The organism is Thalassospira profundimaris (assembly GCF_003326755.1).
GTDB lineage: Bacteria > Pseudomonadota > Alphaproteobacteria > Rhodospirillales > Thalassospiraceae > Thalassospira > Thalassospira profundimaris_B.
In genome coordinates, this window is sequence record NZ_JPWH01000019.1 from 1 (window position 1) to 16322 (window position 16322).

A 16322-nucleotide genomic window follows, 5' to 3' on the forward strand; every position below is an offset into this window, starting at 1 on the left:
ATGAAGGGGCCGATCTGGCGGGGCGGGAAATTGACGACTCCGGCTACCTGTGTGCCAATCAGCTTTTCCGGGCTGTAATATTTTGTGATTTGCGCCGATGTTTTTTTAACACCGATGTCTTCGCCAAAATCGACCCACAACTTGATGGCAGGGCGGCGCGCTTCGGGGAAGGGTTGGGCGTCAATGACTGTTCCCACTCGGATATCGACTTTCAGGAAATCATCGAAACTGATTTCGCTCATGTGATCCTCCATGCTGTTTGGCATAAAATACCTTTCCCCGGGGCGGGGTGCAAAGGCCGGTCAGGGGCAGGGGAAAATCAGGAGTTTGAGCAAAAACCGGCAAGACGAAGCGATATTCTGTTCTCGGCAATGGGTTTGTCAGACAAAGAAAAACGGCAGGGCCAGAGGCCCTACCGGAAGTTTGATAACGGGAAGTTATCAGAAACTTGCTTTAAAACTTACTTCGCTGCGGCTTCGGTTTTTTCGATCGCGGCTTTCAGTTCGTCCAGCGATTCGGTGAAGCGTGCCTGCAGCAGGCCAAGAGCTTCTTCCTGGGATTTGCTGACCAGGCCGGAAAGTTCCTTGGCATTGGCAAGGGCTTCTTCATAGGCGGTTTTCGCAGCAGCGGTCTGTTTGGCAGCAGCAGCCATCGGGGTGTCACCCGAAGCAGCAGAGAAATCCTTGCCCTGAGTGGTGGCTTTTTCCATCATGGTCTTGAAGATTTCGCTTTGGCGCTGCGCAACAGCCTGGAAGCCGTCAAAAGCAATTTTGTTTGCTTTGGTCAGGGCTTCAACATTCTTGCGCTGAAAGGCCATCATTTCGTTGATGTCAACACCCGGCATTTTGAAGTCGGTGGTGAATTTGGTGAAATCAACGTCAAAAAACGGGTTGGTAGCTTTTTTTGCGGCGGTCATTGAAGGGCACTCCATTTTCAATGCGACAATTTATCTAATGAGGCGCTATTGTGCGCCGCACAATTTCAACTGCAATGTGCCCGATTTTACCCTGGGGGTCAAGCATTATTTTGCACTGCACAAAAAATCTTGGGTTATGTTTTTGTTGCAGCGGGCAACTTGGAGGTGTTTGGCGCCAAGGGACATGATACCCGCCGGATTATGCCAATAATAACGGGCATTTACGGGCAGAACGGCAGAGAGACATTGTGCTGTTTGACGGGAAAGGCAGGCAGGTCAGGTGTTTTCCCGGGCAGGAGTGTCGCTGTGATCTGTGGCCGTTTTGCGGCAGCGTTGGGTAAATTTGTTTCGCAAGTCTGCCAGACGTGACAGGCCTTTTCCCAGTTGCACATCCCAGTTGCCGCTCTGGCTCAGGCTTTTATCCAGCAGGGCCATTGTGGGGCCGTAATCAGGTGTCTCGTCATTCAGCCACTGGCGAAAACAGCGGGCGTAAATCGCGCCCAGACCGGCAACGCGCAAACTGCCATGCAGGCCACCGGTTTCAAAGCCGGCGGCTTCGAGCATCCAGCGCATCGAGGCAAGACCGGTTTTGGCGGCACGCGTGCCATCGGCCAGACCAACATCCCCGCAATCCTTCAGGATGGATTTCAGCGCCGGGCGGTAGGGGGCCAGGGCATCAAAGCGGGCCATGATGACATCCATCAACCGGTCATGGCGGGGCTGATCAAAATCATCTGCGTCCAGTTCGGCCAGAACCTGCTGATCGACCTTTTGCACAAAGGCCCGCAAAATATCGTTTTTGTTTTGAAACAGCGGATATATCCGGTCCATCGCGACACCGGATTTTTGTGAAATGTCGATCAATGTGACCGAATGCCAGCGCCGTTCCGCGGCGAGGTCCATTGCGGCGGTTATCACGGTGTCGCGCGGATCTTTTTTGGCTGGCATGGAACGCTCCTGTCTTGCGAAGGACGGACTGCGCCGTTCGGGTTGTGTGTAACGGCATAGTCTATGATGTGGCGGGGATGGCGACAAATGCAATCCCCGCGCATCGCAAACAGGGTTATCCGGCCAGTTCGAGGGAGCGTTTGCGCGCTGCTTCGACGGCCTTTGTCATCAGGTCCGTCAGGCCGTTTTGCGGGTCCATCAATACATTCAGGGCCGCTGCCGTGGTGCCGCCGGGGCTGGTGACGTTTTTACGCAGGGTTTCGGCAGTTTCCGGGCTTTGATCGAGCAGGAAGCCCGCCCCCACAATGGTTTGCCGGGCCAGCAGCATGGCCTGGTCTTCGGGCAGGCCGGCATTCACACCGGCCTTTGCCAGGGCCTCGACCATATGAAAGACATAGGCCGGGCCACTGCCCGATACGGCAGTAACGGCATCCATCAGGCTTTCATCATCAATCCAGGAGACTTCGCCAACGGCCTTCAGCAGGGTTTCGCACATGTCGCGCTGGGCGGTGCTGACATAATCGGTCGGGAACATGACCGTCATGCCGCGTGACACCGATGACGGGGTGTTGGGCATGGCGCGGACAATGCGGGCGGTTTTGCCAAGTGTCTTGGCAAAGAACGATGTGGTTCGCCCCGCCGCGACGGACAAAAACACCGTTTCGGCGCGCACCAGGGGCTTATAGAGTTCAAGAATATCGGGCAAAACCTGCGGTTTGACGGCAAAAAGCACGACTTGCGGCACGAAGCTTTCGGGCATGTCGGCAAGATCGGTGATGCCGTGAACGCCCAGTCGGGTTTCCAGATGTTCGGCGGTTTCGGCCTGTTCAATGATATACACATTGTCCGAATTCAGGCCACGGGCCAGCCAGCCTTCAAGCATGGCGCCACCCATTTTACCGCAGCCGACCAGCAACAAACGTGTTTTCATGACTTCCCCTGTTTTGTACCGTGACGTGGATTTTACGCGATTTCAGTTGGTCCGCCTGTGAGCGACCCTAAAGCCGTACCCGTGTTCTAAAGGTGGGTCAAGCAATGGCGATAACAAGCCGGGCTTTGCCATTACGGGCAGGGGGATATTAAAGACTGCCATTTGCAGCCCCAACGCAAAACACCCTGCCGGGGCAGGGTGCGGGAGTCGCGGGTGGGCGATATCTGAAAGACAGCTTGCCGGGTGCCTGACGCCGGAGGGATTTAGGCCTGGCCGACGGGTTCGAGCATGGCGTTGGCTAGGGCCTCGTCCGGGCTTTTGCCGTGCCCCAGGACAAAGTTGAAGGCTGGGAAAAACCGTTCACATTCGGAAATGGCGATTTCGATCAGTTCTTCAAACTGTTCGGTTGCAGGCGGGACGTCGCCGCCAAATAGCAGGGTGTGGCGAAACAGCGGCATGTTTTCATCCAGCCACAGGCCAAAATGACCGATCCAGAGCTGTTCGTTGCATTTTGCCAGCAATTCATAGATGCGCGGGCGCACCGGGTCTGGCACGAACAAATCGAAACAGCAGGCGATATGCAGGGCCTCGGCATCGTCACGCCAGGTGAAATAGACAAGATACGTGCACCAGTGCCCCGGAATCTCGACAACGATCTCGTCAGCACTTCGCCGTTCAAGGTTCCACTGGTTGGTCTGGGCGATGTCTTCGACAAGCAACAGCGGATTGTCGTCGTCCATTTCGCCGTTATCCTGCATCAGGTCGTTCATATAAAATCAATCACAGTCTGTATCGCCAAAGGGCGCGCACTATAGGGCCGTCCCGGCGGGCTTGCAACCATTGTGGATACAAGGGCGCATTGCGTGAAACACAAAACGGACCAACCGCCGGGTTGATCCGCCCTGTCATTTCATAAACCCGCAAAGGATAATGGCAAAGGGGACCTTTCTTTTGCAGATGCCGCAAGGTGGCGGGCAAAAAATGCGGATCCGGTCTGCCCTGCGGTGCGATTATGCGTCCCCGGCCGGTTTGGCCTTGGCGGTTTTTGTGGTCTTGGTACCGGTTTTGGCCGCCGGAGCGGGTTTGTTTTCGGCGGCTTCCAGTTTTGCCAGACGGTCTTCAAGGGCGGCGACCTGGGTTTCAAGGGCCTCGGCCCGCTGGGCGGATTTGGTGGCGATGTCGCGCATCACATCAAATTCCTCGCGCGTGACCAGATCCATATTGAGAAGGATTTTCTCAAACTGCTGGCGCACCAGTGCATCAACCTCGCCCTTGACGCCGGTCATGGTGCCCAGGGCACTGTTGGTAACGCGGGTAAGGTCATCAAGAAGGCGGTTATTGATCTGCATGTCAGGCTCCGGCTGGTAACGGGTTTGAATTTCTTTGCTTATAATATGGTTTTATTTGCCATTCGGGCAAGTAATCAACCGCCATCGCCGTTTTGTGACGCCTCCTTGCCTTGCCGTGGCGGGTTGTGATGCCTATAAATGCGCCAGACATTTTTCATGTTGGCATGATCACGCGTCGCTTGCGCCCGTTCGGCGGACAGGTCACAGCAAAAGCAGGAGAAAACGATGCTTGTCGTTACCGGTGGGGCCGGGTTTATCGGGTCCAATATTGTCGCGGCCCTTCAGGATCGTGGGGAAACCGATATCGTTATTGTCGATCGCCTGCGCGACGGCATCAAATGGCGTAACATTGCCAAGCGCGAATTGCGCGACATTATTCATCCTGATGAATTGCCAGCGTTTCTGGAAGCGCACCCCAACGATATTGACGCGATTTTTCATATGGGCGCGATTTCGGCCACGACCGAACGTGATGCCGACAAGATCGTTGCCAATAATTTCAAACTGACGACCTTTTTGTGGGAATGGTGTTCGCGCCATTCGGCCCGGCTGATTTATGCCTCGTCCGCGGCGACCTATGGTGATGGCAAGCAGGGCTTTGCTGATGTGTTCGAGCAGGACGAACTGGCAAAATTGCAGCCGCTAAATGCCTATGGCTGGTCCAAACATGCCACCGATCGCCGCTTTCGCCGAATCCTTGATCAAAACGGTTTTCGCCCCAAACAGTGGGCCGGGTTGAAGTTTTTCAATGTTTACGGCCCGAACGAATATCACAAGGGCGGGATGCGCTCGGTCGTATCGCAGCTTTATGACAAACTCTCGGCGGGCGAACAGGCGACATTGTTTAAGTCCCACCACCCGGATTACGAAGATGGCGGGCAGTTGCGCGATTTTGTCTGGGTTGGGGATGTGGTCAATATCATCATGTGGTTGTATGACCACCCGGATGTTTCCGACCTTTTCAATATTGGCACCGGCAAGGCACGCAGTTTCAAGGATTTGGCGCTGGCGGTTTTTGCCGCAATGGGCAAGGAACCCGACATCAAATTTGTGCCCACCCCCGAGGCCATTCGGGACAAATACCAGTATTTTACCGAAGCCGACATGTCCAAGCTGCGCGCCAGTGGCTATGACGCGCCGATGACGCCGCTGGAGGAAGGGGTGCGCCAGTATGTGCAGGACTTCCTTGCGACCGATGACCCGTTTCGTTAAATCCGTCTGACGGGGCTGTTAGCGCATTTTTTTGTCATTTTTTTAAATTGCGCTGCCGTGCCATGATCCTGCCGCCTTGTCCTGATTATCAGGGGCGGTGATACCTTAAATGCCATCCGAACGGAGTGCATCCTGATGCTCAGTCTTGCCTTTCCGGCAATTGATCCTATCGCCATTGCCATTGGCCCGCTGGCTATTCGCTGGTATGCGCTGGCCTATATTGCCGGGCTGATCATCGGGTGGCGGTATGTTCTGGCCTATATCAACAAGCCGCCCTATGTGATGACCCGCAACCAGGTCGATGACCTGCTGTTTTGGGCGACCATCGGGGTGATTGTGGGTGGGCGCACGGGATATGTGCTGTTTTACAACCTGGATTTCTATCTGGCGAACCCGTCGCATATCCTTAAGGTATGGGAAGGCGGCATGTCGTTTCATGGTGGAATGCTGGGGGTGATTATTGCCGTGTTCTGCTTTGCCCGGCATCGCGGGATTTCGTTTTTGGGTGTGGTGGATGCGGTGGCGGCGGCCGCCCCGATTGGCCTGTTTTTTGGCCGGATTGCCAATTTCATCAATGGCGAGCTGTTTGGTCGCGTCACCGATGTGCCGTGGGGCATGGTGTTTCCGCGCGGCGGGCCGGAACCGCGCCACCCCAGCCAGCTTTATGAAGCAGGGCTGGAGGGCATCGCGCTGTTTTGTATTTTGTTTGCCATTTCACGCAGTGAAAAAATGCGGTCCCATACCGGTGTTGTCGGGGGTGTGTTTCTGGCGGGGTATGGCATCAGCCGTATCATCGTCGAATTTTTCCGCCAGCCCGACCAGCAACTTGGCTATCTGGTTTTTGGCGCGACGATGGGGCAGCTTTTATCCGTGCCGATGGTGCTGGTCGGGGCGGGGGTTGCGATTTATGGCCTGAAACGCCCGGCCCTTGTCGGTCAGAAACCCGCCGATGAAAACACTTCCAAAACGGCAAAATCCTGAACCATGACTGCTAATGCAAACCCGACATCGCCGCTGCTGGATCATTTAAAGCGCCGGATTTCGATTACCGGGCCGATTTCGGTTGCCGATTATATGACCGAAGCCCTGGGCCACCCGCAATGGGGCTATTATCGCAAGCAGGACCCGTTCGGCCAGGCGGGGGATTTTGTGACCGCGCCAGAAATAAGCCAGATGTTTGGCGAATTGATTGGCCTGTGGGCGGCGGTGACCTGGCAGCAGATGGGCAGCCCGTCGCATCTGCACCTGGTGGAACTGGGGCCGGGGCGCGGCACCCTAATGGCCGATGCCCTGCGTGCGGTGCGCAATGTGCCGGGTTTTTGCGATGCCCTGACCGTGCACTTTGTCGAAACCAGCCCGGTTTTGCGCACCCACCAGCAAACATCGATTATGCCATATGGCATTCCCGCCGTGTGGCATGACAGTTTCGAGGATATTCCCGAAAACCGGCATGCGCCGATGATCGTTATTGCCAACGAGTTTTTCGATGCCCTGCCGGTGCGCCAGTTTCAGTTTGGCAAGGATGGCTGGCGCGAACGGCTGGTGGCGATTGCAGCGGAAACCGGCGAGCTTTGTTTTGCCAATGGCCCCCTGAGCCCGATGACCGATGCCCTGGTGCCGGTGAAATTGCGCCCGACCGCCAAGATCGGCGATGTGTTCGAGGTGTCACCGGTGGCGATTTCGATTGCCAACCAGATTGCGCAGCGCATCAACCGCGATGGCGGGGCGGCCCTGATGATTGATTATGGTCATCCCCACAGTGCCTTTGGCGATACCCTGCAGGCCCTGCGGAACCATAAATATCACCCGGTTCTTTCGCAGCCGGGCGATGCCGATTTGACCACCCATGTCGATTTTGGTGCCCTGGCGCGTACCTTTAGCCAGGCCGATGCCCGTACCGGAGCGGTGCTGGGTCAGGGGACATTTTTAAAAATGCTGGGCATTGAGCAGCGGGCGGAATTGCTTAAGCAGTCCGCTACCGCCGATCAGGCAACGGCGATTGATGCCGCCCTTGACCGCCTGGTGGATGCCGACCAGATGGGAACGCTTTTTAAAGTGTTGATCGCCTATGGTCGTGAAACCGCGCCACCCCCCTGTGTGAGCGGGGCGGAGGGATAATGGCGATGGCAAACGTGCCCGATTGTTTCACGCGTGGAAGATGAACCGGACGGAGGATGCTGATGCCAGACAAGCTGATCAAAACCGATAGCGGTGTTTCCTATCTGACATCGGATGTGTTTGGCGGCATTGATGGCCTGAAACATGGCTTTTTCACCCGGGAAGGCGGGGTGAGCAACGGTATCCATGCCGGTTTGAATGTGGGTTTTGGCTCGGATGATGATGCGGAAATTGTGGCCCGTAACCGTGCACTTGCGGCCGGGGCATTCGGGACCACATCTGATCGGCTGACGACGGTTTACCAGGTGCATGGCACCAATGTTGCGGTGCTTGAACGCCCGCTTACGCGTGATGAACTGCCCCGGGCGGATGCGATGGTGACGGACCGGGAAAATGTCATGCTGGGTATTTTGACGGCCGACTGTACGCCGGTCCTATTTTGTGATCCGGTCAAGCGGGTGATTGGCGCATGCCATTCGGGCTGGCGCGGATCGTTTGAGGGTGTGTCGGAAAGCACGGTTCTGGCAATGGAAAAGCTGGGCGCGAAACGGGCCAATATTGTTGCGGCCATTGGCCCCTGCATTGGCCGGGCTTCCTATGAGGTGGATGCGGGGTTTCGCGAGCGGATTCTCTCTGGTCCGCGCGGGGAGGCGGATTTGTTTGATCCCTCGGTGCGCGAGGGGCATTTCATGTTTGATTTGCCGGAATATGTATATCGGCGCACCTGTGATACCGGTATTGCGCGAGTTGCGCTTCTGGCCCGCGACACCCTGGCCGAAGAGGCGCTGTTTTACAGTTATCGCCGGACCACATTGCGCGGTGAACCGGACTATGGACGCCAGCTTTCGGCGATTATGCTTGGCTAGTTTGCACTGCCGATGACGAAAGGGTTTGCGTCGTGCCCCATATGATCATGTTGTTTGCCTTTATCATCATTGCGTCGATGGTGGGCTGTGTGGCGATGATGTGAAAACAGATATGACAATGGCTTTGCGTTTTTTGACTGTTGTGATGCTGGCGGGTTTTTTGGCAGCCTGTGGCGAAGTGCCGCGCCCGTTTGAAGGGGCGGGACGCGCAGGCAGCCCGGAATTGCTCGATGTGCCCGATGCCCAAACCGTCAAGGTTGATATTGCCACTGATTTGCCCGGCGGTGCGGCGCGCCATTTGGCCCGCGCAATGGTACGTGCGCTGCGGGCGGGCGATATTGCCGCCTATTCCGACGATCCGTCGCCGGGGAAATATGTGCTGCATCCCAATGTCATCGCCCGGCTTGACCAGACCGGGCAGGCCCATGTCGATGTGACGTGGCTGTTATATAACAGCCAGGGGCTGGCGATTGATTCAATGTCGAATTCCGGGCAGATCACGGCGCAAAGCTGGTTTGCCGGGGGGCCAACCGGCCCTGAAGACGGGACAATGAATGTTCCCCCCGATATTGCCCGCAAGATCGCCAAACTTTCCGGGGAAGAGAGCAAGCCCGATGACCCGGCCGCCCGCGAATTTGATGCGCTGGTCAAGGCCCCGGCGGCCTGGGTGCTGGCAAAGATCAGCGGGGATCGCCCGTCGATGGTCATGGCAAAGCCGTTAAAGGTCGCCCTTATTGAATTTGCCGGGGCACCCGGTGATGGCAATGAGGCCCTGAAACGTTCCGCCCGGGCATTTTTGCAGGCCAAGGGGATTACGGTGGATGATGATATTGGCCCGCAAACCATTGTTCTGTCCGCTTCGGTCAATGTGACGCCGGTTAAAAAGGCCAAGGGCACGCCCGAACTGGACCGGGTCTCGATTGACTGGGGGTTGCTGGATGATAGCGGCCACGAACTGGGCCAGATGTCGCAAAACAATGCTGTTCCACATGGCAAGCTTGATCAGAAATGGGGCAGTGTTGCATCCTTGGCGGCCCAGGCGGCGGTGGATGCGCTTGAAGGGGCGTTGGGGCAAATTGCCCGGGACCGGGGTCTGCTGTTGCGCCCGGACAGGCAGTGATCAGGGCGGGGAAACTTGCCAGATGCCGGCGATTCCTCCTCTCGGGGATGAAGAATATTGCATTAACTGCAATCCCTGGTTTTTGTGTGCTGGTGTGAAATCCGACAGGATGTGCTTGCGGGGCCTGCGGGCTTTTGCATATCTTTCATGCGTGAAAAGACCGGCCTGTTCGCCATAGCGACCATTTACAGACTGTTAAGGTCTGGGTATAAAGCCGCCGCGGTCCCGATGGGGGGCTGCGTAGGCACATTTATCGCTTTCCCGGCACCCATAAACCGAGGCCCCACATGAAAATCCTCGCCTGTAACAGCAATCTGCCCCTGGCCGAATCCATTGCGGATCATTTGAATCTGCCGTTGACCCGTGCAGATGTAAAACGATTCTCCGATCAGGAAATCTGGTGTGAAATTCAGGAAAACGTCCGCGGTGAGGACGTTTTTGTGATTCAGAGCACATCTTTCCCGGCAAATGACAATTTGATGGAATTGCTGGTGATGCTTGATGCGCTGCGTCGTGGTTCCGCACGTCGTATCACCGCCGTTATGCCCTATTTCGGTTATGCCCGCCAGGATCGCAAATCTGGCCCCCGCACGCCGATTTCGGCCAAGCTGGTTGCCAACCTGATCACGGTGGCCGGTGCCGACCGCGTTTTGACGATGGACCTGCATGCCGGGCAGATTCAGGGCTTTTTTGATATTCCGCTGGATAACCTGTTTGCATCCCCGGTTTTGACCAGCGACATCCGTGCAAAATTTGACGGCCAGAAACTGGTCATTGTCAGCCCGGATGTTGGTGGTGTGGCCCGTGCCCGTTCGGTGGCAAAACGCCTGGATGCGGAACTGGCAATCATCGACAAACGCCGCCCGAAGGCCGGTATTTCCGAAGTCATGCACGTCATTGGCGATGTCAAGGATGCGGCCTGCATTCTGGTGGATGATATTGTCGATTCGGCAGGGACCCTTTGTAATGCGGCAACCGCCCTTAAGGAACGCGGGGCATCTTCGGTTGCGGCCTATGTCAGCCACGGTGTTTTGTCCGGTCCGGCAGTGGAACGTATTGCCAATTCGCCGATGAGCGAAGTTGTGACGACCGATTCGATCAAGGCCTCCGAAGCGGTGCGTGGATGCGGCAAAATTCGCCAATTGCCCATCGCGCCGCTGATGGCCGAAGCAATTCGTCGCATTTCGGAAGAAAAATCTGTTTCCGTTCTTTTCGATTGAGGGTATAACGCCCTCGCTGCGCTGGCACCCCTGGAGGCCAGCGCGCTTGTTTTCGTGGGCTTTCAGCGGTGAATCACACCGACCTGCGAAAATAATACTGTCTTAGTTCAAGGAGTTTTTCCGATGGCAAATGCCAATCTTACTGCGGAAATCCGTGAACGGGCCGGAAAGGGGGCCGCCCGTGCCGTGCGTCGTGCCGGTATGGTCCCTGGTGTCATCTATGGTGCAAAACAGGATCCTGTTATGTTCCAGATGGACCCGCGTCCGCTCGTGAAACTGCTGCACAAGCCGGGTTTCTTCTCGCACGTCCTGACCATTGAAGTTGCTGGCACGTCCTATGACGTTCTGCCGCGCGATGTTCAGTTTGACAAAGTGACCGACGATCCGATCCATGTTGACCTTCTGCGCTTTGCAAAAGATCACAAGCTGACGGTTGAAGTTCCGGTTCGCTTTATCAATGAAGAAAAATCTCCGGGCCTGAAACGCGGTGGCGTTCTCAACATCGTGCGTCACGATGTTGAACTGAACTGCGATCCGAAGGCAATTCCGGAAGAGCTGGTCTTCGATCTGAGCGGCTTTGAAGTTGGCGACTCGATCCATATTTCGGCAACGACCCTGCCGAAAGGTGCCGAGCCGACCATTACCGACCGTGACTTCACCGTTGCAACCATTGCTGCACCGTCATCTTTGAAATCCGAAGATAACGCTGCTGACGATGAAGAAGAAGCAACCGAAGAATAAAATCGGGGACTTGCGATGTTTTTGGTGGTTGGACTGGGAAACCCGGGTTCGGGATATGCCGGCAATCGTCACAATATCGGCTTTATGGCGGCGGACGAAATCGTCCGCCGCCATTCTTTTGGTCCCTGGCGACGCAAGTTTCAGGGGCAGGTGGCCGAGGGCGATATTGACGGGATCAAGGTGATGGTGCTTAAGCCCGAAACCTTTATGAACCTGTCGGGACAGTCGGTCGGCGAGGTGCTGCGGTTTTATAAAATTCCGATCGAGGATGTGATTGTCCTGCATGACGAACTGGATTTGCCCCCGGGCAAATTGCGGGTCAAACGGGCAGGCGGGCATGGCGGGCATAATGGCCTGCGCTCGATTGATGCCCATTGTGGCAAGAATTATCGCCGGGTCAGGCTGGGTATCGGCCATCCGGGCGACAAGGCACTGGTACATGGTCATGTTTTGGGGGATTTTTCCAAATCCGAACAGAACAGTTGGTTAACAGCCCTTCTTGACGGAGTCGCGCAGGAATTGCCGCGCCTGATCAAGGGGGATGACAGTGCCTTCATGAGCAAGGTTGCCAACCTTGTTTCACCGCCCAAATCAAAGGCGGAAAAGCCTGCCAAACCGGTACAGGCAAAGGGCGAAAAAGGCGGGGCAAAGGACAATGCCCAAAACCCGGCGGCGGAAAAGACCACCCGCAAGGGGGATGCCGACGGGCAGAAAGAGGATGCCCCGACAACAATGGCCGCTGCCCTTGCCAAGGCGTTTGGCCTTAAAAAATAGCGTTGCGCAAGTTTTGCGTAAAATGAGTGCCCGGCACGGCCCATAAGGGGCAGTGCTGGCGATATATTGAAATTCAGATGTGACGGAGCCCGGAAAAGATGGGATTCAAATGCGGTATCGTTGGTTTGCCCAATGTCGGGAAATCAACCCTGTTTAACGCCCTGACACAGACGGCAGCCGCCGAAGCGGCCAATTTTCCGTTCTGCACGATTGAACCGAATACCGGCCGGGTGAGCGTTCCGGATGATCGGCTGGACAAAATTGTCGCCATTTCCAAGTCGGCAACCATCATTCCCACCCAGCTTGAATTTGTCGATATTGCCGGTTTGGTGCGCGGCGCGTCCAAGGGCGAAGGGCTGGGCAACCAGTTTTTGGCCAATATCCGCGAAACCGATGCGATTGTGCATGTTCTGCGCTGCTTTGAAGATGGCGACATCACCCATGTTGAAGGTTCGGTTGACCCGGTGCGCGATGCGGAAACCATCGAAACCGAATTGATGCTGGCCGATATGGAAAGCCTGGAAAAGCGCGTGACCGGCCTGCAAAAGCGTGCCAAGGGCAACGACAAGGATGCCAAGCTGACGCTGGAACTGGTCGAGCGGACCCTGGACGTCTTGCGCGATGGCAAACCGGCACGTGTTGTGGAAGTGAATAACGAAGATGAAGCCAAGGCATTCCGTATGTTGCAGCTTCTGACCAGCAAGCCGGTGCTTTATGCCTGCAATGTTGATGAAGACAGTGCGGCAGAAGGCAATGAATTTTCCGCCAAGGTGGCTGAAATGGCCGCAGCCCAGGGCGCGCGTTCGGTGGTGGTTTCGGCGGCAATTGAATCCGAAGTCGCCATGCTTGAAAGTGCGGAGGAAAAAGAAGAATTTCTGGAAAGCCTGGGTCTAGAGGAAACCGGCCTCGCCCGTGTTATTCGCGAAGGTTACAAGCTTTTGAACCTTCTGACCTTCTTTACCGTGGGCCCGAAAGAGGCCCGTGCCTGGACCGTGTTTAACGGCGCAACCGCGCCGAATGCGGCAGGTGTGATCCATACCGATTTCGAGCGTGGCTTTATTAAGGCCGAAACAATGGCTTATGATGATTTCATCGCCTGCAATGGTGAAGCGGGCGCACGCGAAGCTGGCAAGCTGCGCCAGGAAGGGAAAAACTATATCGTCAAGGATGGCGACATTTTCCATTTCAAGTTCAATGTGTGATCACGCGATGTGATTGCAAAAATTGAAGGCCGTCATGTGGTGTGCATGACGGCCTTTTTTCTTTTTATGCGGGCAAAATGGCAGCAATCATCGTAAAAATTGGCCAAGAACCTTGCCTTTGTGCGGTGCAACCGTCACCTTTATGGGCGTGGGAATAATGCAAAACACATAGGAGACCATGTTTTTTATCGGGTGCTTGGGCGCCGGGATGTGTTTGCAGATGGCAGAATAAAACAGGAAGGATGCTGTGAATTGTCTTTCGGGTTTGGCAAAGGTACTGCTGGTTTTTAATTCGGCCCACGGTCGCCCTGGGCGGGTGGGCCGGGTATTGGCCGAGATGGGATACAAATTTGATATCCGCCGCCCTGGTGAGGGCGAGGCTTTGCCAGCGGATCTTTCGCCCTATCAGGGGGTGATCGTTTTTGGCGGACCGATGAGTGCCAATGACGACCATGAACCCAATGTGGCCCGCATCATGGAATGGTTGCCCCGCGTTGTGGCTGCCGATGTGTGGTATCTGGGGATTTGCCTTGGCGCACAAATGATGGCGCGCAATCTGGGGGCTGCCGTGCGCCCGCATGAGCGGGAACAAACCGAAATCGGCTATTATCCGGCCTATGCCACCCCGGCAGGGCGTGACCTTTTTCCTGCCAATATGATGGTTTATCACTGGCACAATGAAGGTTTTGACGTTCCTGCCGGAGGTGAATTGTTAATGACAGGCGATGTTTTTCCCCATCAGGCCTATCATGTGGATCACCGGATTTGGGGCATTCAGTTTCACCCCGAAGTCGATGACGAGATCCATGAAAGCTGGCTTGAGAAGGCCGCAGACAAGACGACGCGCCCCAATGCCCAGAACCCGGATCAGCAACGCGCGGGTCGGCAGAAATATGATGCCGCTTTCGGGGACTGGTTTGCGATGTTTGCCCGCAAGGTTCTGGCCCCTGCACCCTCTGTATCAAGTTGCTCGACACGGGACCGTTAGTTGGTTAGACCAATGGACAGGTTTTTGATGCGCGATGGGAGGCTCTCTCTCTGTATGACGCGCCTTTTCATTTTAACGGGAGAATAATAATGCTGTTTGGCAAGGCGACGCTGGTCCGGTGTGTGTTTGCCGCCCTTGGTGCGTTTATGGCCGTTTCGGCGGCATCGGTGCCGGCAATGGCACAGGATGCCGACAAGGGACCGTTGTGGAAAAAAGAATGCGATGACAAAAACCCGGATCGTTGCCAGATCGGCCAGCAGGTGTTTTTGCAAAAAGATGTGGATGGCAAAAAGGAAACCGTCGGGCGCATTCTGGCCGTAACGGTGCAAAAGGCGACCAATCCGAAAACCAAGGAAAAATTCTCGGTTTTGAACATGCAGTTGCCGCTGGGCGTGGATTTGCGGCCGGGCATTGTCATCAAGGTGGATGACGGCAAGGAAATCAAGGTGATTTACAGCAAATGCACCAATGCGGGCTGTGATGCCGCGATGGTGATGGATGATGATTTGCTTAATGCGATGAAGGCCGGGGCGACCCTTTTTGTCGGCTTCCGCGCCTGGGGGAACGAGCAGACCCAGGTGATCAAGGCTTCTTTGACGGGCTTTACCGCCGCGTTGAATTCCCTGAGTTAATTGTTCCAAAGGCCGGTATTCCCGGCATGGATTTGGTGTGAAAAAATGCCGGTTATCGCGTGGTGCGATGCCCGGCATTTTTCTTTGCAGTGATTGGGCGCGGTCTTAAAAACGGTCAATAACCGTGACACCGGTGCCAACAAAACTGTCCATATTCATAAGGGCGGTGGCCCCTTCGGCCAGGGTTATATGATCGCCAATCAGCTTTTGCGGCATGATCTTGCCTGTGGCGATCATCTCGAGCATGGCATCATAGCGAAAGGCCTGCATGCCGTGGCTGCCCAGAACTTCAAGTTCGTGGGCGACAACTTTGTCCATCGGGATTTTGGCATGGGCATGGTCGCCGGTCATAAGGCCGATCTGGATATGTTTGCCGCGTTTACGCAGGCAGGAGACGGAATTAAAGCACGTGACCGCACTGCCGAGCCCGTCCACCGAAACATGAGCCCCGCCGCCCGAAAGATCGCGAATCGCACCGGCAACATCTTTGACCGACTTGGCGTTGATGGTGGCATTGGCGCCGATGGTTTTGGCAAAGGCGAGTTTTTCATCGTCAATGTCCACGGCAATGACATTGGCCCCGGCCGCAGCCGCAATCATGATGGCAGAAAGGCCGACACCGCCACAACCATGCACGGCTACCCATTGACCGGCCCGGACCTGGCCCTGGTCGATCACGCCGCGAAAACTGGTGGCAAACCGGCAGCCCAGGCTGGCGGCGGTGACATAATCCAGTTCCTCGGGCAGGGTGACAAGGTTGCCATCGGCATAATCGATCGCAACATATTCGGCAAAGCTGCCCCAGGCGGTAAAGCCGGGCTGAAACTGGCGATCACATACCTGCTGGTTGCCGCTGCGGCATTCCGGGCAGTGGCCGCAGCCAGAAACAAATGGCACTGTCACACGATCGCCGACGCGAAAGCGTTTGACGTTTTTGCCGGTGGCGACAATGCTGCCGGCAAATTCATGCCCCGGTACGTGCGGCAACTGAATATCGGAATCATGGCCCATCCAGCCATGCCAGTCGCTGCGGCACAGGCCGGTCGCGCCGACTTCGATGACCACACCGTCTTCTCCCGGCTCGGGGTCGGGCAGGTTGTGGACGTCGATCGGCCCCTGAAATTCCTCAAAATATGCTGCACGCATCGCGTATCTCCAGTGACAATAAAACGGGCGGAACAAGCCTGCCCAAGCCTTTAAATATCAATAGTCTATCGTGGTTTTGTCGCAGCCGAAACCATTGCGCAAAAACTTTTTGCCCGCCGTATCAAGGAACCCCGAATGCGTGCGCATATCGGGGCGGGG

18 protein-coding genes are annotated in these 16322 nt (G+C 55.9%); 11 read left to right on the forward strand and 7 right to left on the reverse strand.

Annotated elements, in window-relative coordinates; genetic code table 11:
- The 6 genes from TH25_RS18165 to TH25_RS18190 all read right to left on the reverse strand — a co-directional run.
- The coding region (locus TH25_RS18165; RefSeq protein WP_114089725.1) for a tRNA-binding protein at positions 1-242 on the reverse strand (242 nt) is incomplete at its 3' end.
- Between the two features lie 218 nt (positions 243-460).
- Positions 461-916, reverse strand: coding sequence for a phasin family protein (locus TH25_RS18170; RefSeq protein WP_114089726.1), 456 nt, complete (start codon positions 914-916; stop codon positions 461-463).
- A 276-nt stretch (positions 917-1192) separates the two neighbouring features.
- Positions 1193-1864: a TetR family transcriptional regulator gene (locus TH25_RS18175; RefSeq protein ID WP_114089727.1), complete on the reverse strand. Its 672-nt coding sequence runs from the start codon at positions 1862-1864 to the stop codon at positions 1193-1195.
- A gap of 115 nt (positions 1865-1979) precedes the next feature.
- Positions 1980-2795 (reverse strand): pyrroline-5-carboxylate reductase, encoded by an 816-nt coding sequence (gene proC / locus TH25_RS18180; RefSeq protein ID WP_114089728.1) that lies wholly within the window; start codon positions 2793-2795, stop codon positions 1980-1982.
- Between the two features lie 263 nt (positions 2796-3058).
- Positions 3059-3565, reverse strand: a complete 507-nt coding sequence (locus TH25_RS18185; protein ID WP_258549211.1) for a type III secretion system chaperone family protein — start codon at positions 3563-3565, stop codon at positions 3059-3061.
- Between the two features lie 240 nt (positions 3566-3805).
- On the reverse strand, positions 3806-4144 hold the full coding sequence (locus TH25_RS18190; RefSeq protein WP_114089729.1) for an accessory factor UbiK family protein: 339 nt from the start codon (positions 4142-4144) through the stop codon (positions 3806-3808).
- 225 nt (positions 4145-4369) lie between these two features.
- On the opposite strand from TH25_RS18190, the gene rfaD reads away from it, so the two are divergent.
- The 11 genes from rfaD to TH25_RS18245 all read left to right on the forward strand — a co-directional run bounded on the left by rfaD (position 4370) and on the right by TH25_RS18245 (position 15017).
- Positions 4370-5356 (forward strand): ADP-glyceromanno-heptose 6-epimerase, encoded by a 987-nt coding sequence (gene rfaD / locus TH25_RS18195; protein ID WP_114089730.1) that lies wholly within the window; start codon positions 4370-4372, stop codon positions 5354-5356.
- Positions 5357-5491: 135 nt separating this feature from the next.
- On the forward strand, positions 5492-6337 hold the full coding sequence (gene lgt, locus TH25_RS18200) for a prolipoprotein diacylglyceryl transferase (RefSeq protein ID WP_114089731.1): 846 nt from the start codon (positions 5492-5494) through the stop codon (positions 6335-6337).
- Between the two features lie 3 nt (positions 6338-6340).
- Entirely contained in the window at positions 6341-7474 is a 1134-nt protein-coding gene (locus TH25_RS18205; protein ID WP_114089732.1) for a class I SAM-dependent methyltransferase, read from the forward strand.
- A gap of 62 nt (positions 7475-7536) precedes the next feature.
- Positions 7537-8340 carry a peptidoglycan editing factor PgeF gene (pgeF, locus tag TH25_RS18210; protein ID WP_309471290.1) on the forward strand — a complete coding sequence of 268 codons (804 nt, stop codon included), beginning with the start codon at positions 7537-7539 and terminating at the stop codon, positions 8338-8340.
- Between the two features lie 118 nt (positions 8341-8458).
- A complete protein-coding gene (locus TH25_RS18215) occupies positions 8459-9460 on the forward strand; it encodes a hypothetical protein (protein WP_258549212.1) in 1002 nt (333 codons plus the stop codon).
- A 287-nt stretch (positions 9461-9747) separates the two neighbouring features.
- Positions 9748-10680: a ribose-phosphate pyrophosphokinase gene (locus TH25_RS18220; protein ID WP_114089734.1), complete on the forward strand. Its 933-nt coding sequence runs from the start codon at positions 9748-9750 to the stop codon at positions 10678-10680.
- Positions 10681-10803: 123 nt separating this feature from the next.
- Positions 10804-11421 (forward strand): 50S ribosomal protein L25/general stress protein Ctc, encoded by a 618-nt coding sequence (locus TH25_RS18225; protein WP_114089735.1) that lies wholly within the window; start codon positions 10804-10806, stop codon positions 11419-11421.
- Positions 11422-11436: 15 nt separating this feature from the next.
- Complete coding sequence (gene pth / locus TH25_RS18230) at positions 11437-12195, forward strand: aminoacyl-tRNA hydrolase (protein WP_114089736.1); 759 nt, start codon at positions 11437-11439, stop codon at positions 12193-12195.
- 98 nt (positions 12196-12293) lie between these two features.
- Positions 12294-13397, forward strand: coding sequence for a redox-regulated ATPase YchF (gene ychF / locus TH25_RS18235; RefSeq protein ID WP_114089737.1), 1104 nt, complete (start codon positions 12294-12296; stop codon positions 13395-13397).
- A 247-nt stretch (positions 13398-13644) separates the two neighbouring features.
- Positions 13645-14385, forward strand: a complete 741-nt coding sequence (locus TH25_RS18240) for a glutamine amidotransferase-related protein (protein WP_114089738.1) — start codon at positions 13645-13647, stop codon at positions 14383-14385.
- An 89-nt stretch (positions 14386-14474) separates the two neighbouring features.
- The gene (locus tag TH25_RS18245) at positions 14475-15017 is read left to right on the forward strand and encodes an invasion associated locus B family protein (RefSeq protein ID WP_114089739.1); all 543 of its coding nucleotides are present in this window, start codon (positions 14475-14477) and stop codon (positions 15015-15017) included.
- A 105-nt stretch (positions 15018-15122) separates the two neighbouring features.
- Here the strand turns inward: TH25_RS18245 and TH25_RS18250 are convergent, their stop codons facing one another.
- The gene (locus TH25_RS18250) at positions 15123-16163 is read right to left on the reverse strand and encodes a zinc-dependent alcohol dehydrogenase family protein (protein ID WP_114089740.1); all 1041 of its coding nucleotides are present in this window, start codon (positions 16161-16163) and stop codon (positions 15123-15125) included.
- Positions 16164-16322 lie beyond the last annotated feature (159 nt).